This is a genomic window from Streptomyces sp. NPDC101227 (assembly GCF_044767545.1).
In the GTDB taxonomy this organism is placed as follows: domain Bacteria; phylum Actinomycetota; class Actinomycetes; order Streptomycetales; family Streptomycetaceae; genus Streptomyces.
Window position 1 is genome coordinate 490,441 of sequence record NZ_JBIWOD010000003.1, and the last position, 24,983, is coordinate 515,423.

Sequence of the window (24,983 nt, forward strand, 5' to 3'; positions counted from 1 at the left end):
CCGTCAATGTAAGCGGACGGCTCCGGCCGGGGCGTCATACCACGGTCCATGGTTGGGGCTTGCGAGCCGTACCACGGTATGACGCGCCCCGGGCACCGGCCCGCAGCGCGGGTTGCGTCCGCCGCCGCAGGCCCGTTCCCGGGGCCGCTAGAGCTCCGCCAGCAGCTCGGCCTTCTTCGCGCTGAACTCGTCGTCCGTCAGCAGCCCCGAGTCGTGCAGCGCGCCGAGATGCCGTATCCGCTCCGCGATATCGGCCGGGTCCCGGCGGGCGTCACCGGCCCGGCGCACCGGCTCGCGCTCCCGGGTGTCCGGGGCCGGATCCGCGGCCCGGACCGCCTGCAGCACCGCGGCCGCGAACGGCAGCGACTCATGGACCGGACCGTAGCCCAGCCCGAAGACGACCGCCGCCGGATCCTGGTCGGCGGCATCGGCCCCCTTCTCGCGCGCCCCGCGCTCCAGCAGCCGCAGATGGCCGTTGAAGATCTCCGGCGAACGCCATTCGACCCCGGTCAGTTCGCCGACCGTGAAGCTCTGGTCACCGCGCTTCCACTTGGCCGACGACGCGCCCGTCCAGAACCAGCGGAAGGCGACCGCGCTGCCGTCGAAGGACGCCTTGCCGTCATAGGCCTTGAAGTGCAGGGGAGGCTCCGGCGCGGCCACGATATGGCGCTCGGCGGGCTCCTTGGACTCCGGCCGCAGCGCGGCGCGCAGCTCGTCGGCGTAGTACTCGGCGAGCGTCTCGCGCTCGGCCGGCAGCACCAGCCGGTACGGGTCGGCGTCCTCCTTGAGTTGTCCGTCCGCCGCCTCCATCAGGGGGTCGGCGCCGTGCCGTGGCACGGCATGCAGCACCACCGTGCCGCGTCTGCCCGCGGTCAGCTCGACGGACCTCAACGCCTCGTACGGAATGCGTCGCTCGCCGAGCGCCTGGAACAGCTTCGGCCTGCGGATCCCCCGTTCGAAGCGGATGAGTACGGAGTCCGTGTCGAACTCCCAGACGGCGTGAAAACCGGCCAGCACATCACCCATGCGGCTCATCGTATGCGGGCGGTTGCCCGCTCGTCCCCCTTCCGGACACCTTGCGCTACGCGCGTCAAGACCTCCCGGCCACCGGAACTGCGGCGTCCGGTGCCTCAGGCCAGGTCGGCGCGGCAGCCCGGGTCGCTGGACGCGCAGTCCACCGAGTCGAGCGCGCCGACGCCGACGAGCGCGAAGTTGCGCAGGCTCTGGGTGCCGGGCGCGAAATAGCCCGTGTGCCCCTGGGCGCCCTGCGCGGACAGGACCCGCGAACCGAAGGACGGCTCGACCGGGTCGGCGCCGTGGCCGAGCCCGCCGACCTCCATGTACGGCACGTCCTGGATCCAGTCGTCGGCGTCCCGCATCGCCCAGACCCGGGCGCGGGTGCCCAGCGCGGAGCGGTTGTCGGCCCGCATGCCGGGGCTGCCCGCCACCGCGATGTTCTCGACGTTGGACGGCAGCTGCCGGGCGGCGACGCCGCACACCACGGACCCGTAGCTGTGGCAGAACAGCGAGACGGAGTCGGTGGAGGGCAGCGATTCGGTGAGCGCGCGCAGCCGGACGGCGCCGGCCTCGGCGAGCTGCCCGGTGGCGGCCTCCACGCCCAGTCCGCCGGGGGAGGTGTAGTCGGCCCAGGCGATCACCGCCGTACGGGCGCTCGGGCGGGCCGTGCGCTCGGCCTTGTACAGGGACTGCGCCATGCCGACGGGCGCCGTGAGCGCCTTCGCGGTGCGCTCGAACGTCGAGAGGTTGGTGTCCACGCCGGGCACCACGACGGAGACCCGGCGGGCCGTCGCGAGATTGCCGAAGACCTCCGCCGCCCGCCCGTCGCCGGCCGGATCGAACGCCAGGATCTGCCGGGCGGGGCTCATCATCGACTCGAGGCGGTGCATCAGCCTGCCCGCCGTCTGGCGGCCGACGGGCGTGAGCCGGCGGTCGACCATGCGCTTTTTCTCGATGCGGCGGGCCTGGTCGATCGCCGTCCGGTTGGCGCGGTAGCGCAGCTGCACCGGCGCGCCGCCCATATTGCCGACGACGAGCGGGTACCGGGACGCGAGCCGCCGCTGGTCGGGGCGGTCGAGCTTGGCGAAGAAGGCCCGGACGGTGGCCGGGGCGGCCGTGGGGTCCGGCAGCGGCCGCCCGTGGAAGGTGGCGTGCTGCCAGGCGGATCTGGCGGTGGCCAGCGGGTTGGCGTCCTCCTTGGTGCCTCTGATGGCCGTCCAGCCGGTCAGGGCAAGCATCACGAACACCACCACCAGGGCGAGTGCGGCGCGCCAGGCGGTGGACTGCAGGAAACCGTAGGAGGGGCCGAAGCCCGAGAAGGAATTCACCGCGAGCCACCCTAGGAGACGGGAGAGCGTGCCCGCTGCGGCCGTGAGCCATATCACGTTTCGCGGCGGGTATTTCGACCAAAGTGGACAACGGATGGTGCAATCCGGCGCTCGGCTGTCCAGACCTGGGCATATGGGGTCGCGAAGCGGTCTCGCGGGGCGCCTGGTCGCCGTCAGGGCGTGAGGAAGCTCACCGGGCTGTTGCGGCGGATTCTCGCCAGATTTCTTGCCGGTTGCTCTGCGGCCGCGGCGCGCCGTCCACGGGTTCGTCAGCGACGCCGGCGGTCGTCGCGGGTCACCGGGTCCGCCAGTCGTCGTCGATGGCCGGCCCGATGTGATCGAGGTAGGACTTCGTCAACTCGCGGATGGATTCCACGCTGCAGTCCTGCCCCTCGCCCCAGACCTTCCCGGCCACCCGCATCACGCCGGAGAACGCCGCGACAACCACCCTGGGCCGGGGGTCCGCGTCCACGTCCAGCCCCTCGCGCGCGGCGATGAGCCGCGCTATCTGCTCCTCCAGGTCGGAGGAGCGCCGCAGATGCGCGGCGACCAGCGCGGGCGTCGACTCGATCATCCGGTACGAGCGCATGTGCAGCTCCACGGGCACCACCGACGCGATCGCGCTGCCGATCTCGTCCCAGGCGACCATGACGGCGCTGCGCAGCGCCGTCAACGGGGCCTCGGTGGCGGGCCGTTCGCGCAGCTCGGCGAGGAAACGGGCCTCCACCATCTCCTGGACGGCGAAGACGACCTCTTCCTTGTTGGCGAAGTACCGGAAGTAGGTGCGCTGGGAGACGTCCACCGTCTCCGCGATCTCATCGATCGTCGTCGCCTCGTACCCCTGCTCCGTGAACAGCTCCAGTGCCGCACGGATCAGCGCGTCGCGGGTGCGCTGCTTCTTGCGTTCGCGCAGCCCGCCACCCGGGGTTGCCGCCTGCGGCGTCTGGGTCGCCATCCTGCGCCGCCTTTCCACGGTGTTCTCGCTGATCAGGATATCTGTGAGCTAGATGACAGTTACCGACTGATGAATTACTTTGTCAACTGTCAGCGGCTGACATTAGCCTCGTCGTATGAGTTCTCAGACCCCGGTTGCCGACGCCGCGCCGGAACTTCCCGTACCGGAGCCCCCGAAGGGGCTGCGAGGCCGTCCGTGGCTGACCCTCTTCTCCGTGGCCATCGGCGTCATGATGGTCGCCCTGGACGGCACCATCGTCGCCATCGCCAACCCCGCCATCAAGCGTGACCTGGGCGCGTCGTTCGCCGACGTGCAGTGGATAACCAACGGCTACATGCTCGCCCTGGCCGTCTCGCTGATCACGGCGGGCAAGCTCGGTGACCGCTTCGGCCACCGGCAGACCTTCCTCATCGGCACCCTCGGCTTCGCCGCCGCCTCCGGCGCCATCGGCTTCGCCGACGAGGTGGTGCTGGTCATCACCTTCCGCGTGCTGCAAGGCCTCTTCGGCGCGCTGCTGATGCCCGCCGCGCTCGGGCTGCTGCGCGCGACCTTCCCCGCCGAGAAGCTCAATATGGCCATCGGCATCTGGGGCATGGTCATCGGTGCTTCCACGGCCGGCGGCCCGATCGTCGGCGGCCTGCTGGTCGAGCACGTCAACTGGCAGTCGGTCTTCTTCATCAACGTCCCGGTCGGCGTCCTGGCCCTGGCCCTCGGCCTGGTGGTCCTCAAGGACCACCGCGCACAGAACGCCCCGCGCTCCTTCGACATCCCGGGCATCGTGCTGCTCTCCAGCGCGATGTTCTGCCTCATCTGGCCGCTGATCAAGGCCGCCGAGTGGGGCTGGGGCGATGTGAAGACGCTGGGCTTCCTGGCCGGCGCGATCCTCCTCTTCGTCCTCTTCGCCGTCCTGGAGACGCGCGTCCGCGAGCCGCTCATCCCGCTGCGGATGTTCCGCTCGGTGCCGCTGACCGCCGGCACGATCCTGATGGTGCTGATGGCCTTCGCCTTCATGGGCGGCCTCTTCTTCGTGACGTTCTACCTCCAGAACGTGCACGGCATGACCCCCGTCGACAGCGGTCTGCACCTTCTGCCGCTCACCGGCATGATGATCGTCGGCTCGCCGCTGGCCGGCGCCCTGATCACCAAGTTCGGCCCGCGGATCCCGCTGGTCGGCGGGATGGTCCTCACCGCCGTGGCCATGTACGGCATGTCCGGCCTGGACACCACCACCGGCACCGGCCCGATGTCCGTCTGGTTCGCGCTGCTCGGCCTCGGCCTCGCGCCCGTCATGGTCGGCGCCACCGAGGTCATCGTCGGCAACGCCCCGCTGGAGCTCTCCGGCGTCGCCGGCGGTCTTCAGCAGGCGGCGATGCAGGTCGGCGGCAGCCTCGGCACGGCCGTGCTCGGCGCCGTGATGGCCTCCCGCGTCGACAGCGAACTCCCCGGCAACTGGCAGTCCGCCGGCCTCCCGCCGGTCCCGCCCGCACAGTCCTCCCAGCTGTACGACGCCGTCTCCGCGGGCATCGCACCGGTAAAGAAGGGCACCCCGCCGGAGATCGCGCAGAAGATCACGTCCGTCGCGCATGACACCTTCGTCTCCGGCATGGGGCTGGCCTTCACGGTCGCCTGCGGCGTGGCGATCGTCGCGGCCGCCGTCGCCACCCTCACCAAGCGCGGCGCGAACGCCGAGGCGGGCGCGGGCGTCGGCCACATCTGACCCCGCGGGCCGCTGACCTGCGGATCGTTGACCTACGGACCCGCTGATCTGCGGATTCGTTGACCTCCGGACTCGCTGACCAGCGGGCGGAACCCGGCGCGCGGCCGGCCGAGGCACTCCCTCGGCCGACCGCGCGCCGTCGTGCGTACGGGCGGCCGCGCGCGTCAACCCGGCCCCGCGGACCGCCGCCGGGACCGGGCCGCCACATTCCAAGGGACGCTTGAGCCCCGTCCCCACCCCCGCATCACTCATCCGGATGAGGCCGCCCGGGGAACCCACCCTCGCCCCGGATAGGCGCCCGCCGCATCGCGCCCCGCCCTCGTCTCTCCGGCCCGGGGAGGAACGGTTTTGCCGCCCCTGTCGCCACCGGGCCGTCGTCAACACCGCAGCCACGGAACGGCTTTGCGCGCCGTCCGGTTATCCACATCCCCGATCCGGATGGACTCACCGCCACGGCCTTGGCAACCGCGCGGCGCCCTCGCGAAGCTCGATCCAGAAGCCGCCGCGGGCAATCCCGCCCACGTCGGGAGGCCATCGCCTAGGCCCTACTCCACGGGGGAGAAACCCATGCTGCGTCCGCGTACGCCCCACACCACCGCGATCGTCACCGGCCTCGCCGCACTCACCGCCGCGCTCGCCGTGTCCGCCGCCCTGGCGACCCCGGCCGCGCATGCGGCCGCCGGTGGCCGCACCACCCCCGCCTCGGGCGACTGCGCCGCGGGCCGGCTGTGCGTCTGGCCGAGCGCCGACTTCGGTGGCAAGCGGCGGACCTACGAGCTCTCCGACACCGACATCGAAAGCTGCGTCCCGCTGCCCGGGGGAAGCGGCGCCGCCTCGTTCGCCAACCGCACCGGCCGGCCGGTCACCACGTACCAGAGCGCGGAATGCGCCGAGACCGCCGAGTTCGACACCTACCCGGGCGGCGGCAGCTGGGTGCCCCGGTCCCCGTACCAGGTGCGGGCGTTCAAGATCTGGGAGCGGTGAGGCACGAAGCGCGACGCCCCCGACAGCGGGGCGCTGTCGGGGGCGTCGCACGGGCGCTGCGCGCCGTGAGCCGGGCGTCAGGCGTCGCCGCCCGCCTCGCCCGCCTCGGCGGCCGTGACGTCCAGGAGCTGGTAGCGGTCGATCGCCTGCTTCAGCAGGGACCGGTCGATCTTGCCCTCCTTGGCGAGCTCGGTGAGCACGCCGAGGACGATCGACTGCGTGTCGATGTGGAAGAAGCGACGGGCCGCGCCACGGGTGTCCGCGAAGCCGAAGCCGTCGGCACCCAGCGACTGGTACGTGCCGGGCACCCAGCGCGCGATCTGGTCCGGGACGGACCGCATCCAGTCCGAGACCGCGACCTTCGGGCCCTCGGCACCCTGGAGCTTCTGCGTCACGTACGGGACGCGCTGCTCCTCCTCCGGGTGCAGCAGGTTGTGCTCCTCGACCTCGACGGCCTCACGGCGCAGCTCGTTCCAGGAGGTCGCCGACCAGACGTCCGCCTTGACGTTCCACTCGTCCGCGAGGATCTGCTGGGCCTCGACCGCCCACGGCACGGCGACACCCGAGGCGAGGATCTGGGCCGCGTGCTCGCCCTTCGCGCCCGCCGCGACGCGGTGCAGACCCTTCAGGATGCCGTCGACGTCGACGTCGGCCGGCTCCGCCGGGTGCTGGATCGGCTCGTTGTAGACGGTCAGGTAGTAGAAGATGTCCTCGGAGTTCTCCCCGTACATCCTCCGCAGACCGTCCTTGACGATGTGCGCGATCTCGTAGCCGTAGGCCGGGTCGTAGGCGACACAGGCCGGGTTGGTCGACGCCAGCAGCTGGGAATGGCCGTCGGCGTGCTGGAGGCCCTCACCGGTCAGCGTCGTCCGGCCGGCGGTCGCGCCGAGCACGAAGCCGCGGGCGAGCTGGTCGGCCATCTGCCAGAACTGGTCGCCGGTCCGCTGGAAGCCGAACATCGAGTAGAAGACGTAGACCGGGATCAGCGGCTCACCGTGCGTGGCATAGGCCGAGCCCGCCGCGATCAGCGAGGCCGTGCAGCCCGCCTCCGTGATGCCGTCGTGCAGCATCTGGCCGGTCGGCGACTCCTTGTAGGCAAGGAGCAGTTCGCGGTCCACGGACTCGTACTGCTGGCCCAGCGGGTTGTAGATCTTGGCCGACGGGAAGAACGCGTCCATGCCGAAGGTGCGGTACTCGTCGGGCGCGATCGGCACGAAGCGCTTGCCGATCTCCTTGTCCCGCATCAGGTCCTTCAGCACCCGCACGAACGCCATGGTCGTGGCGATCTTCTGCTGTCCGGAGCCCTTCTTGGCCGTCGCGTACGCCTTGTCGTCCGGCAGCTGCAGCGGCTTGGCGCGCACGACGCGGGTCGGCACATAGCCGCCCAGCGCGCTGCGGCGGTCGTGCATGTACTGGATCTCTTCGGACTTCGGGCCCGGGTGGTAGTACGGCGGCAGGCCGTCCTCCAGGTCCTTGTCCGGGATCGGGAGGTGCAGCCGGTCGCGGAAGCCCTTGAGGTCGTCGACCGTCAGCTTCTTCATCTGGTGGGTCGCGTTGCGACCCTCGAAGTTCGGGCCGAGCGTCCAGCCCTTGACGGTCTGCGCGAGGATCACCGTCGGCTGGCCCTTGTGGGCCTTGGCCGCCGCATACGCCGCGAAGATCTTCTTGTGGTCGTGACCGCCGCGGCCCAGGTGCAGGATCTGGTCGTCGGTCATGTTCTCGACCATCGCGCGCAGGCGGTGATCGTCGCCGAAGAAGTGCTCGCGGATGTAAGCGCCGGTCTCGGTGGCGTACGTCTGGAACTGGCCGTCCGGGGTGCTGTTGAGCTTGTTGACCAGGATGCCGTCGCGGTCCTGCGCGAGCAGCGGGTCCCAGCTGCGGTCCCACACGAGCTTGATGACGTTCCAGCCGGCGCCGCGGAACTGCGACTCCAGCTCCTGCATGATCTTGCCGTTGCCGCGGACCGGGCCGTCCAGGCGCTGCAGGTTGCAGTTGACGACGAAGGTCAGGTTGTCCAGGCCCTCGCGGGCGGCGATGGACAGCTGGCCGAGCGACTCGGGCTCGTCCATCTCGCCGTCACCGAGGTAGGCCCAGACATGCGAGTCGGAGGTGTCGGCGATGCCGCGCGCCTCCATGTAGCGGTTCATCCGGGCCTGGTAGATCGCGCCGAGGGGGCCCAGGCCCATCGAGACGGTCGGGAACTCCCAGAAGTCCGGCATCAGCCGCGGGTGCGGGTAGCTGGACAGGCCGTAGGGAGCCTTGGACTTCTCCTGGCGGAAGGCGTCGAGCTGCGCCTCGGTGAGCCGGTCCAGCAGGTAGGCGCGGGCATACACACCGGGGGAGGCGTGGCCCTGGAAGAAGATCTGGTCGCCGCCCTTGCCGTCGTCCTTGCCCCGGAAGAAGTGGTTGAAGCCCACGTCGTAGAGGGAGGCGGAGGAGGCGAACGTGGCGATGTGGCCGCCGACGCCGATCCCGGGGCGCTGGGCACGGGAGACCATGACGGCCGCGTTCCACCGGGTCGCGTTCAGGACCTTGCGCTCGATCTCCTCGTTGCCCGGGAAGAACGGCTCGTCCTTGGTCGCGATGGTGTTGACGTAGTCCGTGCTGCGCATCTCGGGCACGGCCACACGCTTCTCGCGGGCCCGCTCGATCAGCCGGAGCATGAGGTAGCGGGCACGTTCCCGGCCTCGCTCATCGACGGCTGCGTCGAGCGAGTCGAGCCATTCCTGGGTCTCTTCTGGATCGAAGTCCGGGACCTGGCTGGGAAGGCCGCCAATGATGATCGGGTTTCGATCGGATCCGGAAGCCACGCTGTTCCTTCGGTGTTCGGTTCGTGTCGTGCTCTGCACGCTATTGATGCTGCGCACGCGGACGAATGCTGTCTCTGCCTTGTGTCGCGCCGTCTTCCATCGTGTACCGAGTCACTGGGATACGTCATCTCTACTGTCGGGTAACCACCCGCTCAGAGATGGGCGCTGAAAGGACCGACTCGCAGGTCGGCCAAATCGCAACCATACGCCCATCCCGAAAGTCCTTTGCGTACGACCGTACGGTCCCCGAATCCGCATCCGGTACGCATCCGGCGCCCCCCGAAGGGACCAGTCACGCGCGATTACCCGATAAACCCGGGAAAACGCTGTGGCGTGAATCACTTCGGGCTGTCCCCATGGGGTCGTGGTTGCGGTGAGACGCGTCCAATCGTCACCGTTTCGGCGGTCTCGGCCGCCGGGTACTTGCGCGATCCGCCCGGCCCGTGTGGACTACGCCCAAAGCTCCGCGCACGCGCGGGGCCCCAAACTTTCCGAAAGATGACAGGAGGCAATCCGTGAGCGCGACCGCGGACCACGCGGAGGAGCGGACCAACCCTGCCGCCAGGCTGGGGTTCGAGCCCGGACAGGTGGTCCAGGAGATCGGCTACGACGACGACGTCGAGCAGGAGCTCCGCGAAGGCATTGAGTCCGTGATTGGCCAGGAACTCGTTGACGAGGACTACGACGACGTCGCTGACGTCGTGCTGCTGTGGTTCCGTGATGACGACGGCGACCTCACGGACGCGCTGGTGGACGCCATCGGGCTGATCGACGAGGGCGGCGAGATCTGGCTGCTGACCCCCAAGACCGGCCGGGACGGCTACGTCGAACCCAGCGATATCAATGAGGCCGCGCAGACCGCGGGTCTGTCCCAGACCAAGAGCATCAACGCGGGCAAGGACTGGACCGGCAGCCGACTGGTCACGCCCAAGGCGGCCAAGTCCGGCAAGCGCTGATCCACAGCACCCGGGCACTGTGTGCCGAGCCCTCTCCGGCCTGTTCCGGAGGGGGCTCTGCGCTGTTCAGGAGCGGTTTTCGGGACGTTCCGCGCGGCGCGTAGGGTTGGTCGCGTCCAGTTGTGCGTGAGCGGAAGGGAAGCAACCCCATGGCGATCGAGGTCGGCACGAAGGCTCCGGATTTCGAGCTGAAGAACCAGCACGGCGAGCTGGTCAAGCTCTCCGACTTCCGCGGCGAGAAGGCCGTCGTTCTCCTCTTCTACCCCTTCGCCTTCACCGGCGTGTGCACCGGAGAGCTGTGCGCGCTCCGTGACGAGCTGCCGAAGTTCGCCAACGACGACGTCCAGCTGCTGGCCGTCTCCAACGACTCCCCGTTCTCGCTGCGCGTCTTCGCCGAGCAGGAGGGCCTGGAGTACCCGCTGCTGTCGGACTTCTGGCCGCACGGCGAGGCCTCGCGGGCGTACGGCGTCTTCGACGAGGACAAGGGCTGCGCGGTGCGCGGCACCTTCGTCATCGACAAGGAGGGCGTGGTGCGCTGGACGGTCGTCAACGGCCTGCCCGACGCCCGTGATCTGAACGACTACATCAAGGCTCTCGACGCCCTCTGAGCCGCGGCTCCGGGGTGCCTGGGGGCGCCCGCGGGACCGGCATCCGTGTGCATCCGAGTGCGATACCTGTAATCGGTGGGAACCGGTCACTAGGATCAATTCGTTGATCCGATGCCATGCACGATGGGGGCGCAAAGCTTTACGTACCCCTCGAATCTATGGGAGGACTCGTGGGAGTCAGCCTCAGCAAGGGCGGCAACGTCTCGCTGACGAAGGAAGCCCCCAATCTGACCGCCGTCCTCGTCGGTCTGGGCTGGGACGCGCGTACCACCACCGGTACGGACTTCGACCTGGACGCCAGCGCCCTGCTGACGAACGACCAGGGCAAGGTCGGCAACGACCAGAATTTCGTGTTCTTCAACAACCTGAAGAGCCCGGACGGCTCGGTCGAACACACCGGTGACAACACCACCGGTGAGGGCGAGGGCGACGACGAGGCGATCAAGGTGAACCTCGCCGGGGTGCCGGCCGACGTTCACAAGATCGTGTTCCCGGTGTCGATCTACGACGCCGAGACCCGCCAGCAGAGCTTCGGCCAGGTCCGCAACGCCTACATCCGCGTCGTCAACCAGGCCGACGGCAATGAGCTGGCGCGCTACGACCTGAGCGAGGACGCCTCGACCGAGACCGCGATGGTCTTCGGCGAGCTGTACCGCAACGGCGCGGAGTGGAAGTTCCGCGCCATCGGCCAGGGCTACGCCTCGGGGCTGCGCGGCATCGCGCAGGACTTCGGCGTCAACGTCTGAGCCAACACAACCGCCGCGTCCGGCGCCGTACGCCCCGTCCGGGGAGTGCGGCGCCGCGCGTGCTGGAAAGCGAGGCGGGCCGGGCGCCGCCGCGGCCCGCACCGACACCGGGGAGGAAGCAAAATATGGGCGTCACGCTCGCCAAGGGGGGCAACGTCTCCCTGTCCAAGGCCGCGCCGAATCTTGCACAGATCATGGTCGGCCTCGGCTGGGACGCGCGCTCCACGACAGGAGCGCCGTTCGACCTCGACGCCAGCGCTCTGCTGTGCCAGTCGGGCCGGGTCCTGGGAGACGAGTACTTCGTTTTCTACAACAACCTCAAGAGCCCCGAGGGCTCCGTCGAGCACACCGGTGACAACCTCACCGGCGACGGGGAGGGCGACGACGAATCGATCCTCGTGGACCTCGGCGGTGTGCCCGAACAGGTCGACAAGATCATCTTTCCGGTCTCGATTCACGAGGCCGAAGTGCGCGGTCAGAGCTTCGGCCAGGTCAGCAATGCCTTTATCCGCGTCGTCAATCAGGCCGACGGCAGCGAACTCGCCCGTTATGACCTCAGTGAGGACGCCGCAGGCGAGACCGCGATGATCTTCGGTGAGGTATATCGCCACAACGGCGAATGGAAGTTCAGGGCTGTGGGCCAGGGGTACGCGTCAGGCCTGCGAGGCATCGCTCTAGACTTCGGGGTCAACGTTTCGTAAAGCGCCGCGCACTGCGCGCGGGGGACCCCACACAGCGAGGGATTGGGTAGGCAGTGCTCCTGAAAACCTTCGGCTGGTCGTTCGCCATCACGGTGCTCGGCCTGGCCTTGGCGGGCATTCTCTGGGGGTGGCAGGGCCTCGCGATCGTCGGGATCCTGTCCATCCTGGAGATCTCGCTCTCGTTCGACAACGCCGTCATCAACGCAGGCATCCTGCGCAAGATGAACGCCTTCTGGCAGAAGATCTTCCTGACCTTCGGCATCCTGGTAGCGGTATTCGGCATGCGGCTGGTCTTCCCGGTCGTCATCGTCGCGATCACCGCCAAACTGGGGCCGATCGAGGCGGTCAATCTCGCCATCAACGACAAGGCGCATTACCAGGAACTGGTCACCAGCGCCCACCCGGCCATCGCGGCCTTCGGCGGGATCTTCCTGTTGATGATCTTCCTCGACTTCATCTTCGAGGAGCGCGACTACAAGTGGCTGTCATGGATCGAAAAGCCCATGGCCAAGATGGGCAAGCTCGACATGCTGTCCGTCATCATCGCGCTGGTCGTCCTGCTGGTGACCTCGATGACGGTGGCCACGGCCGCCGCGCACGGCGCCGGTGACAAGAGCGCCACGGTGCTGCTGTCCGGCGTTGCGGGCCTCATCACCTATCTCATCGTCGGCGGAATCTCCGGCTACTTCGAGGAGAAGCTGGAAGAGGACGACGAAGACGACGAGGAGGCCGAAGAGGCCGCCGCGGCGCCCGCGACGAAGGGCACCGGCTCGGCCGTGGGCCTGGCCGGCAAGGCCGCGTTCTTCATGTTCCTCTACCTCGAGGTCATCGACGCGTCCTTCTCCTTCGACGGCGTCATCGGTGCGTTCGCCATCACCAACGACATCTTCATGATGGCGCTGGGCCTGGGCATCGGCGCGATGTACATCCGTTCGCTGACGGTCTTCCTCGTCCGCAAGGGGACTCTGGACGACTACGTCTACCTCGAGCACGGCGCGCACTACGCGATCGGCGCGCTGGCCATCATCCTGCTCCTGACGATCCAGTACGAGATCAGTGAGGTCGTCACGGGCCTGATCGGCATCGTACTGATCGGTCTCTCCTTCGCCTCGTCCGTGCTGCGGAACAAGCGTGAGGGCAGGCCGGGGGACGAAGCGGGGGCCAAGTCGGAAGTCGCGTCCGGAGTGTGACGCGGCTCTGATTGAGGAACGCTCTCTGCGGGGCGGCCACGAGGTAGGGACCTCGGGGCCGCCCCGCGGCAATTGGGGTCGAGCAATGGGGTGGGCAAGGTGTCGTTCCTGGGGAACTGGTGGCGCGGTGGGGCGCCGAAGTACGAATTCGACAGCGGCGGAGCGTCGTACGTCGTCGAGCTGACCAAGCGGAATCCGGTCGTCTCGCTGAGCAAGCAGGGGGCGGCCAGCGGGCATCTGCGGGTCAATCTGCACTGGCAGATGCGGACGTCGGACTTCGGCGGGCCCGGAGGACAGCGCACGGCCAGCCTGCTGCGGCATCCGGGGCGGCTGTTCAAACCCGAAATCGTGCAGGCGCAGGGGCCGGCCGTGGTCAATGTCGATCTGGACCTGGCCTGCATGTACGAGCTCAAGGACGGCACCAAGGGCGTGGTGCAGCCGCTCGGCAACTTCCTCGGCGAACTCAACACCCCGCCGTTCGTCCAGCTCAGCGGCGACGACCGGTTCGGTTCGGGGTCCGGCGAGACGCTGTACATCAACCTGGACCACCGGGACGAGATCAAGCGGATGCTGATCTTCGTCTACATCTACGACGGGACGCCGGCCTTCGACCGTACGCATGCGGTCGTGACCCTCTACCCGAGCAGCGGGCCCCGGCTGGAGGTCAACCTGGACGAGCGGGCACCACAGGCCCGCTCCTGCGCCATATTCATGCTCGAGAACACCAAGGACGAGCTGACGGTGCGCCGCGAGGTGAAGTACGTCTACGGGTTCCAGGCGGAGCTCGACCGGCTGTACGGCTGGGGCCTCCAGTGGGGGCGGGGGTACAAGTCGAAGGTCTGACCCTCCGCCGGTGACGGTGCCCGCCGCTCGGGGCCGCGGTGCTACCGGCGCTGGAACTGCGGCCCCTGCGGCGGCAGTACGAACGACGGGTCGGGTACGAACGGCTGCTGCGGCGGATAGCCGTAGGTCGGCGCAGGCTGCTGGGGCGGCTGCGGATAGCCGTAGGCGGACGGCGGCTGCTGCTGGGGCTGGTAGGGCGGCTGCTGCGGTGGCGGACCCGGGTAGCCGTACGAGGGCTGGGCCGGGGGCTGCGCCGGCGGCGGCGGAACGTGCTGCGGGTAGCCGTAACCGCCGGTGGGCTGCGGCGGGGCCGCGGAATAGGGCTCCGGCATGTGCTGGGTGACGGCATCGGGGTCTGGAGCCGAAGCCGCGGCGGTCGCCTCCTCGGGCCAGGCGCTGGGCGGCGGGCTCACCGGGGCAGTTGGGCCGGGGGCGGACGGGCCGGGGGTGCGGGGGGTGGGTTCGGCGGAGGGCTCGGCGGCCGGTTCGGAGTCTGCCGCGGGTTCGGCCGCGGGTGCCGCGGAGGCCGAAGCCTCCGAGGCCGGCGCCGCCGTGGAACCGGAGGCCGCGGCGTCGTTCTGCTCCACCGAGATCCCGAATTCGGTCGCCAGGCCCACCAGTCCGCTGGCGTAGCCCTGCCCCAGCGCGCGGAACTTCCAGCTCTCGCCGCGCCGGTAGAGCTCCCCGCAGATCAGCGCCGTCTCGTCGCCCGTCTCGGGCACCACTTCGAAGACCACGAGCGGGTCGCCGTCGCTCGCCGCCGCGTCGTACAGCATCACCCGCAGATCCGGTACGAGCCCGAATGGCCCGCCGTCCGACGATGCGGTCAGCATCACCCGGTCCACGGACGGGTCCAGGGTGGCCAGGTCCGCCTCGATGGTGTCGGCCAGGCCGTCGGCGAGGCGGGTCTTGGGCAGATGCCGGACCAGGCCGCTGGGGTGCCGGGGCTGGTTGTAGAAGACGAAGTCCTCGTCGGAGCGCACGCGTCCCGTGGGCCCCACCAGCAGGGCCGAGGCGTCGACATCGGGGACATCGGCGCCGGGGGTCCAGCGCAGGACGGCCCGGACAGCCGTGGCGTCGAGGGGTACGTTCGACCCTTTCAGCATCGCGTGCGTCATGCCGCAATCCTGCCTTCCCGGAGGTCGCCGGGACAACGCGGGGGCCTGCCACGCGTGGTCGCCCCGCTCCCGCGGTCACCTGGACGCCGCGCGTGGGATACGAGATTTTCACGCGCGGGGGAACTAACGGCACCCCCGCACACGTACGATTACCGGCTGGATCCAGACAGCGAGACGCAGCGGGGGCGCCGGGTCCCGCCTGTAGACGGGGAGTTGTATGCGTCACTTTGGGCACCTTCCGCCCGACATCCGGAAGGCACTGTTCCACCAAGAGCCGGTGGACTTCACCGCCGATTCTCCGACGCGTACGCTCGCGGCCGCCCTGGGTGCCACGCTCTACAGCCCCGCCACCCGCCCGCGGCTCGCCGCGGACATCGTCAAACAGGCCGGCCGGGGCGTGATGTCCATGGTGCTGTGCCTCGAGGACTCCATAGGAGACGGGGATGTGGAGGCCGGCGAGGAGAACCTCGTGCGGCAGTTCGGCCTTCTGGACGAGGCGGCCGAGGCGGGCACGGACCTTCCGCTGCTGTTCATCCGCGTCCGGGAGCCCGGACAGATAACGGATCTGGTGCGCCGGATAGGGCCGACGGTGCGCAGACTGTCCGGCTTCGTCCTGCCGAAGTTCACCGCGGAGCGCGGAGTGCGCTTCCTCGAGGCGCTGGCCGCCGCCGAGTCGGCCTGCGGGCGGCGGCTGTTCGCGATGCCGGTGCTCGAATCCCCGCAGCTGCTGCATCTGGAAAGCCGCGCCGAGACCCTCCAAGGCATTGCCGAGACCGTCGGCAAGTACCGCGAGCGCGTGCTCGCCCTGCGGCTCGGCGTCACGGACTTCTGCTCCGCCTACGGGCTGCGCAGGGCCCCCGACATGACGGCTTATGACGTCCACATCGTCGCCTCCGTAATCGCCGACGTGGTGAACGTGCTGGGCCGGGCGGACGGCACCGGCTTCACGGTCACCGGCCCGGTGTGGGAGTACTTCCGGCTGCACGAGCGGATGTTCAAGCCGCAGCTGCGCCGCAGCCCGTTCCTCGGCCGGGCCGAGGAACTGCGGACGGCACTGATCGAGCACGACATGGACGGCCTGCTGCGCGAGATCGAACTGGACCGGGCGAACGGGCTGCAGGGAAAGACCTGCATCCACCCCTCGCATGTCGCACCGGTGCACGCCCTCTCGGTCGTCAGCCACGAGGAGTTCAGTGACGCGGCGGACATCCTGCGGCCCGAACGCTGCGACGGCGGGGTCCTGCGCTCCGCCTACACGAACAAGATGAACGAGGTGAAGCCGCACCGTGCCTGGGCCGAACGCACCTTGCTGCGTGCCGAGGCATTCGGCGTCGCCCGGGAGGGCATCGGGTTCGTGGAACTGCTCACGGCAAGCCTTCCGGGAACCTGAAATCCGGTGAACGACATGGACGAAACGATGGAGGAGACGGAACGCGTGGTCTGGTCGGGAGAGTGGGTGGCCAACCGGCTCGGTGTCTCGCTGAGCGGCGGGGACGAGCTGGCGGAGCTGTTGGGCCTTGCGCTGCGGCGCAACCCCAAGCGGGCTCATCTGCTCGTGTCGAACGTGCTGGGCAAGCACGTACCGCAGCGACCCGGTGTGGTCCACGGCGCCGGCTACGGGCTGGGCCGCCGGGTACGCGAGCTGCTGGGTGACGAGGCCGCCGCCCGCTCCGTCGTCCTGGGCTACGCCGAGACCGCCACCGGCCTGGGGCACTCCGTGGCCGACGGCCTGGCACTCGCGCCCTATCTGCACTCCACCCGCCGTCCCGTGAGCGGCGTCGACCAGGTGGGTGGCTTCGAGGAAGAGCACAGCCACGCCACCTCGCATCTGCTGCTCCCCGAGGACCGCGAACTCCTCGCCGGGGACGGGCCGCTGGTGCTCGTCGACGACGAGTTCTCCACCGGCAGGACCGTCCTCAACACCATCAAGGCGCTGCACTCGCGCTTTCCCCGCGAGCGGTACGTGGTGGTCGCCCTGGTGGACATGCGCTCGGACGCGGACCGCAGGCACCTGGAGAAGTTCGCCGCTGAGCTGGGCGCCCGCGTCGACCTGATATCCCTGGCCGCGGGTGGCGTGGGCCTGCCGGCGGACGTGCTGGAGCGCGGCCAGGAACTCGTCGCCGCTCACGAGAGCGCGGGGGCGTCGGCCGGCTCCCCGGCGACGGCGAGCGGCCGTCGAAGCGACCCCGTACGGGTCGATCTCGACTGGCCCGCCGGGCTGCCCGACGGCGGCCGGCACGGCTTCACCCCCTCGCACCGCGAGCGGCTGGAGGCCGGGCTGCCCGCCATGGCCGCCGGCCTCGCGACGCGGCTGGCCGGCGCCCGCCGGATCCTCGTCCTCGGCAACGAGGAACTGATGTACACACCGCTGCGGCTCGCCGAGGCCCTGGACACCCACGCCCCCGCTCATCGTGCGCCGGACGAGGGCCCCGAGGTCTACTTCTCGACCACCACTCGGTCCCCCGTGCTCGCCGTGGACGACCCCGGCTACGCGATACGGACCCGGCTCTCCTTCCCGGCCCACGACCGCCCGGCCGACGGACCGGGGGAACGCTACGCATACAACGTCGCGCCCGGAGCCGACCTCACGCGCCGGTTCGACGCCATCGTGGCCGTCGTCGACTCCCACGGAGACGGCCCCGAACTCCATGCCGCCGACGGCCTCCTGGACCGGCTCGCCCCCCACACCGACCAGCTGCTGCTCGCCGTCATCCCGTCGTACACCCCGCAAGAACAGGCCGGCCCCATGCCCCTCCCCGAGCCGCTGCGCGGCCCCGCCTTCTCCTCGTACGCCCCCGACGAGGTCGGCTGGCTGCTGCAGGATCTCTCCGACGTCACCCTGGAAGCGCCCACCGAGGAACGCGAGGAAGCGATCCAGAGCGGCGGTGCCCACTACGCCGAGTCGCTGCCGGTCGAGTACCAGCCGAGCGAGCAGTACCAGGCGCTGTTCCACAGTGCGTTGGAGACCTCGGCGGGCCGTATCGCGCGGGCCGTCGGTGCCGTCACCGAGACCGTGCTCGCCGAGCTCCCCCAGCGCCGAAAGCACCAGGGGGACCAGCACCGGCCGGAGGACCCGCAGGCGCGACCGGTGCTGGTGTCGTTGGCGCGGGCCGGTACGCCCGTGGGTGTCCTGATGCGCCGCTGGGCGCTGCATGCCCACGGCCTGGACCTGCCGCACTACGCCGTCTCCATTGTGCGCGGCCGGGGGATCGACACCACCGCACTGCGCTGGCTGGCCGACCGTCACGACCCCGCGGACGTGGTCTTCGTGGACGGCTGGACCGGCAAGGGCGCCATCACCCGCGAACTCGCCCAGGCACTGGAGGACTTCCCCGGCTTCGACCCCCGGATCGCCGTGCTCGCCGACCCCGGCGGCTGCGTCGAAACCTACGGCACCCGTGACGATTTCCTCATTCCGTCCGCCTGCCTCAACTCCACCGTCTCCGGGCTCATATCGCGGACCGTCCTGCGCGACGACCTCGTCGGGCCCGACGACTTCCACGGCGCGAAGTTCTACCGCGAGCTGGCCGGCACCGATGTGACGGGTGCGTTCCTCGACGCGGTCAGCGCGCGGTTCGACGAGGTCGCCGAGGCCGTCGCCGCGGATGTGAAGGAGCTGGCCGCCGCCGACCGGTCCCCCACCTGGGAGGGCTGGGCGGCCGTCGAGCGGATCAGTGAGGAGTACGGCATCCACGACGTCAACCTCGTCAAGCCCGGCGTGGGCGAGACCACCCGCGTCCTGCTGCGCCGCGTCCCCTGGAAGATCCTTGCCCAGCGGGGTGCCGGGGCCGATCTCGATCACGTGCGCCTCCTGGCGGAACAACGGGGCGTGCCCGTCGAAGAGGTCGACGAACTGCCCTATACCTGCGTCGGGTTGATCCATCCCCGCTTCACTCGCGGGGCCACGGGTGCTGACGGCAAGGCGGTGGCCTCCTGATGAGCGCGATCGTCGCCAGCGACCTCGACCGCACCCTGATCTATTCGGCCGCCGCGCTGGGCCTGGCCATGCCCGACGCCGAGGCCCCACGCCTCTTGTGTGTCGAGACCTACGAACGCAAGCCCCTCTCCTATATGACGGAGACCGCGGCCACGCTGCTCGCCGAACTGGCCGCCGGCACCACCTTTGTGCCGACCACCACCCGCACCCGCGAGCAGTACGGACGTATCCATCTGCCAGGTCCGGCGCCCGAGTTCGCCATCTGTGCCAACGGCGGCCACCTTCTCGTACGGGGCGAGTCGGACCCCGACTGGCAGCGCATCGTCGCCGAGCGTCTCGCCTCGCAGTGCGCACCCCTCGAAGAGGTCCGCGCACATCTCGTCCGCACCGCCGACCCGGCCTGGCTGCTCAAGGAGCGCGTCGCCGAGGATCTCTTCGCCTACCTCGTCGTCGAACGGCCTCTGCTGCCGGACACCTGGGTGAAGGACCTCGCCGGCTGGGCCGAGCAATGCGGCTGGACCGTGTCGCTGCAAGGCCGCAAAATCTACGCCGTGCCGAAGCCGCTCACCAAGAGCGCCGCCGTCGCCGAGGTGGCGCGCCGCACCGGGGCGTCCGAGATCCTCGCGGCCGGCGATTCCCTTCTCGACGCGGATCTGCTGCTCGTGGCGGACCGCGGATGGCGGCCAGGACACGGCGAGCTGGCGGACTCCGGCTGGCAGGCCCCTCATGTCACGGCGCTCGAAGAGCGCGGTGTCGCGGCGGGCGAGGAGATCGTCCGGGCCTTCATCCGCGGCGCCGCAGCCCCGGGCCGCGCCTGCTGACGCGAACAAGGACCCAGGCCGCCACCGACAGCGCCGCTGCCACGAGCACCACCTTCGAGTAGACATCCACATAACCGGTCACCTCCTCCCAGTTCTCGCCGAGCGCATGGCCCGCGAGGACGAAGACCGCGTTCCAGATGAGGCTGCCGAGGGTGGTCAGGACGAGAAACACCGGGACCGGCATGCGCTCGATGCCGGCCGGTATCGAGATCAGGCTGCGGAAGAGGGGAATCATCCGGCCGAAGAACACCGCCTTGGTTCCGTGCCGACGGAACCAGCGCTCCGTCTTCTCGATATCGGAAACCTTTACCAGTGGCAGCTTCACCGCGATCGCGACCATGCGCGCCCGCCCGAGCAGCGCGCCCGCGCTGTAGAGCGCCAGAGCGCCGATCACCGAGCCGAGGGTCGTCCACGCGAGCGCGGATGTCAGCTGCATCGTGCCGCGGCTCGCGGCGAAGCCCGCCAGCGGCAGGATCACCTCGCTCGGCAGCGGCGGGAACAGATTCTCTGCGGCGATCGCCAGGCCCGCGCCGGGCGCGCCGAGCGCGTCCATGAGGTCCGTGATCCAGCCGGGTGCGGTGTTTCCGATGCTCTCGATCATGTTTTCAAAGCTATGAAGTCGCGAGCGGCGGCACATTGCGGAAGACCGCACAAAAGACTGCGGTTTTCCGCAGTGTGCACAGTGCGGGCTGCCGCTAGCGTTTCGATCATGTTCGGAATCGCGCGGCGCGGATTGCGCCTGATGACAGGACTGGTGCTCGGTGCCGGAATGGCTCTGGCCGAGCTCCCCTTCGTCGTGCTCTCCGCGCTGTCGCTCCTGCTCGTACTCGCCTGGCCGCGTGGCCGTCGCGCGGTCCTCAAGCCTGTGACGGCAGGCGCGCGAGCTCTGACCGAGTCCAACAGACGACGCCTCAGCCTCTATGTCTTGGTCGACACCGCGGATGTGTACGCAGGCCACCGCGCACTGCAATATCTGGCGCTGCGCTGGATGGTGGGCCTGCTGAGCGCTCTCGTCATGTGCACCGCGCTGCTCGGGGCGGCATACGGATCCGCCTGGATCTTCATCCTGCCGTTCAGCGCAGTCCGCTACCCCGGAAACCTTCTGCTCTCGACCGTCGGCGGCCTGTTCCTTCTTTTCCTCAGCTTGCAGGGCGCAAGCGGCGTCGTCGGGCTGGAGACCAAGCTGGCGCGGTATCACCTCGGCCCCAGCCGCCAGGAGGAGTTGGAGCGCCGCATCGAGCAGCTGGCCGCCACCCGCGCCGGCGTCATCGCCGCGGTGCATGACGAACGTCGTCGTATCGAGCGTGATCTGCACGACGGTGTGCAACAGCGGCTGGTGGCGCTGGGAATGCTGCTCGGCCGTGCGCTGCGCAGCCAGGACGAGCGGCGCGCGAACCAACTCCTGCACCAGGCCCACGAAGAGAGCAGCCTGGCTCTCACCGAGCTGCGTGAAGTGGCGTGGCGGGTCTACCCGACGGTGCTCGACGAAGCGGGGCTGCGGGCAGCCCTGGAGACCGTCGCCGAGCGCTCGGCCATCCCCGTACGCCTCGACTATCGCCTTGTCGTCGAACCCGAGTCCGATGTGGCGACCGTCGCCTACTTCGTGATCTGTGAAGCTGTCACCAACGCGGTCAAGCATTCGGACGCCGGGCGGATAACGGTCCGCGTCGCCCCTGGTGAGGACGCCGTTCTGGTACGTATCGAGGACGACGGACTGGGCGGCGCGGATATCGCCGGCAGTGGCCTGTTCGGGCTGGCCCGCCGGGTCGCGGCCCTCGACGGCCGGTTCCGGGTGGACAGTCCGGCCGGCGGACCCACCACCATCACCGCGGAGCTGCCGTGCGCGTAATGCTTGCCGACGATTCCACCCTGCTGCGGGAGGGTTTGGTGCGCCTCCTCGCCGATGAGGGGCATCAGGTAACGGCCGCGGTCGGCGACGCCGAGCAGCTGATCGCCGTTCTGGAGCGAGCGGAGGAGAAGCCGCATGCGGTGGTCGTGGATGTGCGCATGCCACCTACGCACACCGATGAGGGGCTGCGGGCAGCCGTACACATCCGGGAGCGCTGGCCGGAGGTCGGCGTACTGGTGCTGTCACAGTACGTCGAGCGCCGCTATGCGACCGAGCTGCTCACCGACGACAGCGAGGGCGTGGGCTACCTCCTGAAGGACCGGGTGGTGCGCGTCGACGAGTTCCTGGACGCTTTGGAGCGGGTGGCCGCCGGGCAGGCGGCGTTCGACCGGGAGGTCGTACGGCAATTGCTGGCGCGCAGCAGCCTGACGGACCCGCTGGCCACGCTCACCGTGCGTGAGCGGGAGGTGCTCGGGCAGATGGCGGAGGGTCACACCAATGCGGCGATCGCCGTCCGGCTGCACATTTCGCAGAGCGCCGTGGAGAAGCACATCAATGCGATCTTCGAGAAGCTCGGCCTCACCGGCACATCGGGCTACTCGCGGCGGGTGCTGGCGGTGCTGCGCTACTTGGGCACATGAGGAGCCGGAGACGTTGCGAGAGAGGCCGATCGGGAAATAGAACCGCTGCCGGAGATCGTAAGGAGTCCAGTGACCAAGTCCAAGAGCACACCGATCACTCCCGAGTTGTACGACTACGTCCTTGCCAACAATCCGCCGTTGGACCCCGTGCAGCGGAGCCTGGTGGAGACGACGCGCCGCCGGTTCCCGGATGTGGCGGGCATACAGTCGGCGCAGGAGCAGGGGCCGCTGCTCGCGTTTCTGGTACGGCTGATCGGGGCCCGGCACATCGTCGAGGTGGGGACGTTCACCGGGTTCTCGGCGCTGGCGATGGCCCAGGCGCTGCCCCCGGACGGCACGCTGATCGCCTGCGACATCTCCGAGGAGTGGACGGCCTACGGCCGCGAGGCCTGGGCGGCGGCCGGGGTCGGTGACCGCATCCAGCTGCGGATCGCGCCCGCGCTGGACACCCTGCGGGCGATGCCGGCCGAGCCGCATATCGACCTGGTCTACATCGACGCGGACAAGGTCAGCTACATCCCCTACTGGGAGGAAGTGGTGCCCAGGCTGCGGCCTGGGGGCCTGATCGTCGCGGACAACGTCCTGTTCCACGGCCAGGTCGCCGATCCGGAGGTGACCGGATCGGCTCTGGCGATCAGGGAGTTCAACGACCATGTGAAGGCCGATGACCGCGTGGAGGCGGTGATGCTCACCGTGGCGGACGGAGTGACGTTGGCACGCAGGCGGTAGTGGGCCGGCCCGGCGCGATCCGGCCTAGCCGCAGCAGCCGCCTCCACAGCAGCCGCCGCCCCCGCCGCCACTGGGGGCGGGGGCGGACGCGGAGCCGCCGACGGCGACCGTGGACAGGAGCTTCACGGTGTCCTCGTGGCCGTCGGGGCAGACGGCCGGGGCGGAGGACTCGGCCATCGGCCGGTTCAGCTCGAAGGTGGTGTCGCACGGGCGGCACCGGTATTCGTAACGAGGCATGGCCACAGGTTAGCCGCGGTGCGCTCAGCGCACGACCGTACCGGGCGGTGCGCCCAGCATGCCCAGCTCCGAGCGGGTCGGCGCGCCCTCCCAGTCCCCGGGCGAGGCGACCGCGAAGGCGCCGGTGGTGACCGCGCGAGTCAGTCGTCCGGCCAGGTCAGCGCCGTCCAGCAGCGCCGAGAGATAGCCCGCCACGAAGGCATCGCCCGCGCCCACGGCGTCCACAGCCCGGACCGGCTGCGCGGGCCGGTGGAGTGAACCGTCGCCGGTGAAGGCCGTCGCCCCGTCCGCGCCCAGTTTGACCACCACCTCGCCGACGCCCAGCTCCAGCAGAAGCCTGGCCTGCGCCGCGATGGCGGCGGCCGGGTCGTACCCCGGCCCGGAGCCCATGTCCGCCGTGCCTGCGGCCGTACCCGCCGTGCCTGCGGCCGTGTCCGCTGTGTCCGCGGCCGTACCCGCCGTGCCCGCGGCCCTGCCCGCCGCGCCCGCGGGCAGGCACAGGGGCAGCTCATCGTCGGAGGCGATCAAGACGTCCACGGACGGGACCCACTCGCGCAGGACCTGGGAGGCCTCCTCCGCGGTCCACAAACGAGCCCGGAAATTGACATCGAGACAGACCAATGAGCCGGTCTCCCACGCGAGTTGGAGTGCACGGCGAGCCGCGGAGAGGGCTGTCTGGCTCAGTGCGGGGGTGATGCCCGTCAGGTGCAGGACGCGGGGCGGGGCGGCGGCAAAGGCCCGCTCGACCGCGTCCTCCCGGAGGCGGGAGCCGGCCGATCCCGCGCGGTAGTAGTGCACCCGGGTGACTTCGGGGAGGCGGGGCTCGAAGAGGATCAGGCCGGTCGGCGCGTCCGGGTCGGTCGAGACGGTGGACACCTCGACGCCCTCGGCCCGGAGCGTACGGAGCACCAGCTGCCCGGCCTCGTCGTCGCCGACCGCGCCCGCCCAGCGCACCGGGTGCCCCAGCCGCGACAGGCCGATCGCGACATTGCTCTCCGCCCCGGCGATGGAGACGGCCATCGTGCCGCCGAGTTTCAGCGGGCCGCTGCCGCGCAGGGCGACCATCGTCTCGCCGAAGGTGAGGACGTCCGGCCCGGGGCGCCGCCCCTTGAGCAGCGCCGCCCGCCGCGCCTCCCAGCTCGGGCGCCCCTGTCCCTGCGGTCGTACCTCCCCGGTCATCGCGCGCACGCTGCCGTGAACTCCGCCGCGCGGCGACGCAGGGCGTCCAGGTCGCCGCCGTCCGCCGCGTCCCCGATCAGCGGCGGACCGACGTCCACCGCCACCGCTCCGGCGGCGAAATAAGCCCCCGCCACGGCCGCGTCCACCCCGCCGACCGGCACGAACGGCAGCTCGGGGAAGGCCGCGCGAAGCGCCTCCAGATAGTCGGGGCCGCCTACGGAGGCCGGGAAGAGTTGCCGCGCGGAGACCCCCAGGGCATCGGCCGCGATCACCGCGGACGGCGTCAGCACCCCGGCGAGTGTCGGCAGCCCCTGCCGTACGGATTCCTCCAGGCCGGCTCCGAGGCCGGGCGTCACCACCAGATTCGCCCCGGCCTCCGCGGCGCGGCGGGCGTCGGCGGCGGAAAGAACCGTGCCCGCCCCGATCCAGGCCGCGTCGCCGAGCGCGGCCCGCGCCCGCCGGATGACGGTGAGGGCGTCGCGACCGCTGAGCGAGATCTCGACCAGCGGAATGCCTTCCTCCGTCAAAGCCATGACCGTACGGAAGGACGCCTCCGCATCCCCGCCGTGGACGATGGCGACCAGCCGCTCCGCCCGGAGCGCTGTGCTCAGGTCCAT

At 70.0% G+C, this 24,983-nt stretch carries 23 protein-coding genes; 14 read left to right on the forward strand and 9 right to left on the reverse strand.

What is annotated here, in order from left to right; genetic code table 11:
• Window positions 1–147: 147 nt before the first annotated feature.
• From ACIRPT_RS09020 to ACIRPT_RS09030, 3 genes are all read right to left on the reverse strand, one after another.
• Complete coding sequence (locus tag ACIRPT_RS09020) at window positions 148–1,026, reverse strand: DUF4429 domain-containing protein (protein ID WP_403824342.1); 879 nt, start codon at window positions 1,024–1,026, stop codon at window positions 148–150.
• A 104-nt stretch (window positions 1,027–1,130) separates the two neighbouring features.
• Window positions 1,131–2,345: an alpha/beta hydrolase gene (locus ACIRPT_RS09025; RefSeq protein ID WP_403824344.1), complete on the reverse strand. Its 1,215-nt coding sequence runs from the start codon at window positions 2,343–2,345 to the stop codon at window positions 1,131–1,133.
• Window positions 2,346–2,640: 295 nt separating this feature from the next.
• The gene (locus ACIRPT_RS09030; RefSeq protein ID WP_403824347.1) at window positions 2,641–3,300 is read right to left on the reverse strand and encodes a TetR/AcrR family transcriptional regulator; all 660 of its coding nucleotides are present in this window, start codon (window positions 3,298–3,300) and stop codon (window positions 2,641–2,643) included.
• 115 nt (window positions 3,301–3,415) lie between these two features.
• Here ACIRPT_RS09030 and ACIRPT_RS09035 point away from each other — a divergent pair, with 115 nt between their 5' ends.
• Both ACIRPT_RS09035 and ACIRPT_RS09040 read left to right on the forward strand, forming a co-directional pair.
• Entirely contained in the window at window positions 3,416–5,017 is a 1,602-nt protein-coding gene (locus tag ACIRPT_RS09035; protein ID WP_403824350.1) for an MFS transporter, read from the forward strand.
• A gap of 567 nt (window positions 5,018–5,584) precedes the next feature.
• Window positions 5,585–6,001 carry a peptidase inhibitor family I36 protein gene (locus tag ACIRPT_RS09040; protein WP_403824353.1) on the forward strand — a complete coding sequence of 139 codons (417 nt, stop codon included), beginning with the start codon at window positions 5,585–5,587 and terminating at the stop codon, window positions 5,999–6,001.
• Between the two features lie 77 nt (window positions 6,002–6,078).
• On the opposite strand, the gene aceE is transcribed toward ACIRPT_RS09040, so the two are convergent.
• Window positions 6,079–8,811 (reverse strand): pyruvate dehydrogenase (acetyl-transferring), homodimeric type, encoded by a 2,733-nt coding sequence (gene aceE, locus ACIRPT_RS09045; RefSeq protein ID WP_403824356.1) that lies wholly within the window; start codon window positions 8,809–8,811, stop codon window positions 6,079–6,081.
• Between the two features lie 515 nt (window positions 8,812–9,326).
• Between aceE and ACIRPT_RS09050 the strand changes: the two genes are divergently transcribed.
• The 6 genes from ACIRPT_RS09050 to ACIRPT_RS09075 all read left to right on the forward strand — a co-directional run bounded on the left by ACIRPT_RS09050 (window position 9,327) and on the right by ACIRPT_RS09075 (window position 13,855).
• On the forward strand, window positions 9,327–9,767 hold the full coding sequence (locus ACIRPT_RS09050; RefSeq protein ID WP_403511939.1) for a DUF3052 domain-containing protein: 441 nt from the start codon (window positions 9,327–9,329) through the stop codon (window positions 9,765–9,767).
• Between the two features lie 149 nt (window positions 9,768–9,916).
• Entirely contained in the window at window positions 9,917–10,375 is a 459-nt protein-coding gene (locus tag ACIRPT_RS09055) for a peroxiredoxin (RefSeq protein ID WP_403511936.1), read from the forward strand.
• Window positions 10,376–10,545: 170 nt separating this feature from the next.
• Window positions 10,546–11,121: a TerD family protein gene (locus tag ACIRPT_RS09060; protein ID WP_030068391.1), complete on the forward strand. Its 576-nt coding sequence runs from the start codon at window positions 10,546–10,548 to the stop codon at window positions 11,119–11,121.
• Window positions 11,122–11,246: 125 nt separating this feature from the next.
• Window positions 11,247–11,822 carry a TerD family protein gene (locus ACIRPT_RS09065; RefSeq protein ID WP_403824361.1) on the forward strand — a complete coding sequence of 192 codons (576 nt, stop codon included), beginning with the start codon at window positions 11,247–11,249 and terminating at the stop codon, window positions 11,820–11,822.
• A gap of 53 nt (window positions 11,823–11,875) precedes the next feature.
• Complete coding sequence (locus tag ACIRPT_RS09070; protein ID WP_403824364.1) at window positions 11,876–13,012, forward strand: DUF475 domain-containing protein; 1,137 nt, start codon at window positions 11,876–11,878, stop codon at window positions 13,010–13,012.
• Between the two features lie 99 nt (window positions 13,013–13,111).
• Window positions 13,112–13,855, forward strand: coding sequence for a Tellurium resistance (locus tag ACIRPT_RS09075; RefSeq protein WP_403824366.1), 744 nt, complete (start codon window positions 13,112–13,114; stop codon window positions 13,853–13,855).
• 41 nt (window positions 13,856–13,896) lie between these two features.
• Here the strand turns inward: ACIRPT_RS09075 and ACIRPT_RS09080 are convergent, their stop codons facing one another.
• A complete protein-coding gene (locus ACIRPT_RS09080; RefSeq protein WP_403824369.1) occupies window positions 13,897–14,973 on the reverse strand; it encodes a TerD family protein in 1,077 nt (358 codons plus the stop codon).
• A gap of 217 nt (window positions 14,974–15,190) precedes the next feature.
• On the opposite strand from ACIRPT_RS09080, the gene ACIRPT_RS09085 reads away from it, so the two are divergent.
• Genes ACIRPT_RS09085 through ACIRPT_RS09095 form a run of 3 tightly spaced genes read left to right on the forward strand, consistent with a single transcriptional unit; the run spans window position 15,191 to window position 19,731 of the window.
• On the forward strand, window positions 15,191–16,363 hold the full coding sequence (locus ACIRPT_RS09085; protein ID WP_403824372.1) for an HpcH/HpaI aldolase/citrate lyase family protein: 1,173 nt from the start codon (window positions 15,191–15,193) through the stop codon (window positions 16,361–16,363).
• Between the two features lie 15 nt (window positions 16,364–16,378).
• A complete protein-coding gene (locus ACIRPT_RS09090; RefSeq protein WP_403824375.1) occupies window positions 16,379–18,910 on the forward strand; it encodes a phosphoribosyltransferase in 2,532 nt (843 codons plus the stop codon).
• Window positions 18,910–19,731 carry an HAD family hydrolase gene (locus tag ACIRPT_RS09095; RefSeq protein WP_403824377.1) on the forward strand — a complete coding sequence of 274 codons (822 nt, stop codon included), beginning with the start codon at window positions 18,910–18,912 and terminating at the stop codon, window positions 19,729–19,731. The genes ACIRPT_RS09090 and ACIRPT_RS09095 overlap by 1 nt, the downstream gene beginning before the upstream one ends.
• Here the strand turns inward: ACIRPT_RS09095 and ACIRPT_RS09100 are convergent.
• A complete protein-coding gene (locus ACIRPT_RS09100; protein WP_403824380.1) occupies window positions 19,694–20,332 on the reverse strand; it encodes a DedA family protein in 639 nt (212 codons plus the stop codon). The two genes, ACIRPT_RS09095 and ACIRPT_RS09100, sit on opposite strands and share 38 nt — an antisense overlap.
• A 108-nt stretch (window positions 20,333–20,440) precedes the next feature.
• Between ACIRPT_RS09100 and ACIRPT_RS09105 the strand changes: the two genes are divergently transcribed.
• From ACIRPT_RS09105 to ACIRPT_RS09115, 3 genes are all read left to right on the forward strand, one after another.
• Window positions 20,441–21,580 (forward strand): sensor histidine kinase, encoded by a 1,140-nt coding sequence (locus ACIRPT_RS09105; protein ID WP_403824383.1) that lies wholly within the window; start codon window positions 20,441–20,443, stop codon window positions 21,578–21,580.
• On the forward strand, window positions 21,580–22,221 hold the full coding sequence (locus ACIRPT_RS09110) for a LuxR C-terminal-related transcriptional regulator (RefSeq protein ID WP_403824650.1): 642 nt from the start codon (window positions 21,580–21,582) through the stop codon (window positions 22,219–22,221). Before ACIRPT_RS09105 ends, ACIRPT_RS09110 begins: the two co-directional genes overlap by 1 nt.
• Window positions 22,222–22,290: 69 nt before the next feature.
• The gene (locus ACIRPT_RS09115) at window positions 22,291–22,950 is read left to right on the forward strand and encodes an O-methyltransferase (RefSeq protein ID WP_403511911.1); all 660 of its coding nucleotides are present in this window, start codon (window positions 22,291–22,293) and stop codon (window positions 22,948–22,950) included.
• A 24-nt stretch (window positions 22,951–22,974) separates the two neighbouring features.
• Here the strand turns inward: ACIRPT_RS09115 and ACIRPT_RS09120 are convergent, their stop codons facing one another.
• From ACIRPT_RS09120 to ACIRPT_RS09130, 3 genes are read right to left on the reverse strand one after another with little or no spacing between them, the layout of a single operon-like run.
• Window positions 22,975–23,187, reverse strand: a complete 213-nt coding sequence (locus ACIRPT_RS09120) for a zinc ribbon domain-containing protein (RefSeq protein WP_403511908.1) — start codon at window positions 23,185–23,187, stop codon at window positions 22,975–22,977.
• Between the two features lie 24 nt (window positions 23,188–23,211).
• Entirely contained in the window at window positions 23,212–24,366 is a 1,155-nt protein-coding gene (locus ACIRPT_RS09125) for a sugar kinase (RefSeq protein WP_403824387.1), read from the reverse strand.
• Window positions 24,363–24,983 (reverse strand): bifunctional 4-hydroxy-2-oxoglutarate aldolase/2-dehydro-3-deoxy-phosphogluconate aldolase, encoded by a 621-nt coding sequence (locus ACIRPT_RS09130; protein ID WP_403824390.1) that lies wholly within the window; start codon window positions 24,981–24,983, stop codon window positions 24,363–24,365. Before ACIRPT_RS09130 ends, ACIRPT_RS09125 begins: the two co-directional genes overlap by 4 nt.

Bases quoted from the DNA above. Each gene is read 5' to 3' on its own strand.
- ACIRPT_RS09020 (WP_403824342.1), bottom strand. From the start codon at position 1,026: ATGGGTGATGTGCTGGCCGGTTTTCACGCCGTCTGGGAGTTCGACACG.
- ACIRPT_RS09030 (WP_403824347.1), bottom strand. From the start codon at position 3,300: ATGGCGACCCAGACGCCGCAGGCGGCAACCCCGGGTGGCGGGCTGCGC.
- ACIRPT_RS09035 (WP_403824350.1), top strand. From the start codon at position 3,416: ATGAGTTCTCAGACCCCGGTTGCCGACGCCGCGCCGGAACTTCCCGTA.
- ACIRPT_RS09040 (WP_403824353.1), top strand. From the start codon at position 5,585: ATGCTGCGTCCGCGTACGCCCCACACCACCGCGATCGTCACCGGCCTC.
- ACIRPT_RS09055 (WP_403511936.1), top strand. From the start codon at position 9,917: ATGGCGATCGAGGTCGGCACGAAGGCTCCGGATTTCGAGCTGAAGAAC.
- ACIRPT_RS09065 (WP_403824361.1), top strand. From the start codon at position 11,247: ATGGGCGTCACGCTCGCCAAGGGGGGCAACGTCTCCCTGTCCAAGGCC.
- ACIRPT_RS09080 (WP_403824369.1), bottom strand. From the start codon at position 14,973: ATGACGCACGCGATGCTGAAAGGGTCGAACGTACCCCTCGACGCCACG.
- ACIRPT_RS09085 (WP_403824372.1), top strand. From the start codon at position 15,191: ATGCGTCACTTTGGGCACCTTCCGCCCGACATCCGGAAGGCACTGTTC.
- ACIRPT_RS09090 (WP_403824375.1), top strand. From the start codon at position 16,379: ATGGACGAAACGATGGAGGAGACGGAACGCGTGGTCTGGTCGGGAGAG.
- ACIRPT_RS09095 (WP_403824377.1), top strand. From the start codon at position 18,910: ATGAGCGCGATCGTCGCCAGCGACCTCGACCGCACCCTGATCTATTCG.
- ACIRPT_RS09100 (WP_403824380.1), bottom strand. From the start codon at position 20,332: ATGATCGAGAGCATCGGAAACACCGCACCCGGCTGGATCACGGACCTC.
- ACIRPT_RS09105 (WP_403824383.1), top strand. From the start codon at position 20,441: ATGTTCGGAATCGCGCGGCGCGGATTGCGCCTGATGACAGGACTGGTG.
- ACIRPT_RS09110 (WP_403824650.1), top strand. From the start codon at position 21,580: ATGCTTGCCGACGATTCCACCCTGCTGCGGGAGGGTTTGGTGCGCCTC.
- ACIRPT_RS09120 (WP_403511908.1), bottom strand. From the start codon at position 23,187: ATGCCTCGTTACGAATACCGGTGCCGCCCGTGCGACACCACCTTCGAG.
- ACIRPT_RS09125 (WP_403824387.1), bottom strand. From the start codon at position 24,366: ATGACCGGGGAGGTACGACCGCAGGGACAGGGGCGCCCGAGCTGGGAG.
- ACIRPT_RS09130 (WP_403824390.1), bottom strand. From the start codon at position 24,983: ATGGACCTGAGCACAGCGCTCCGGGCGGAGCGGCTGGTCGCCATCGTC.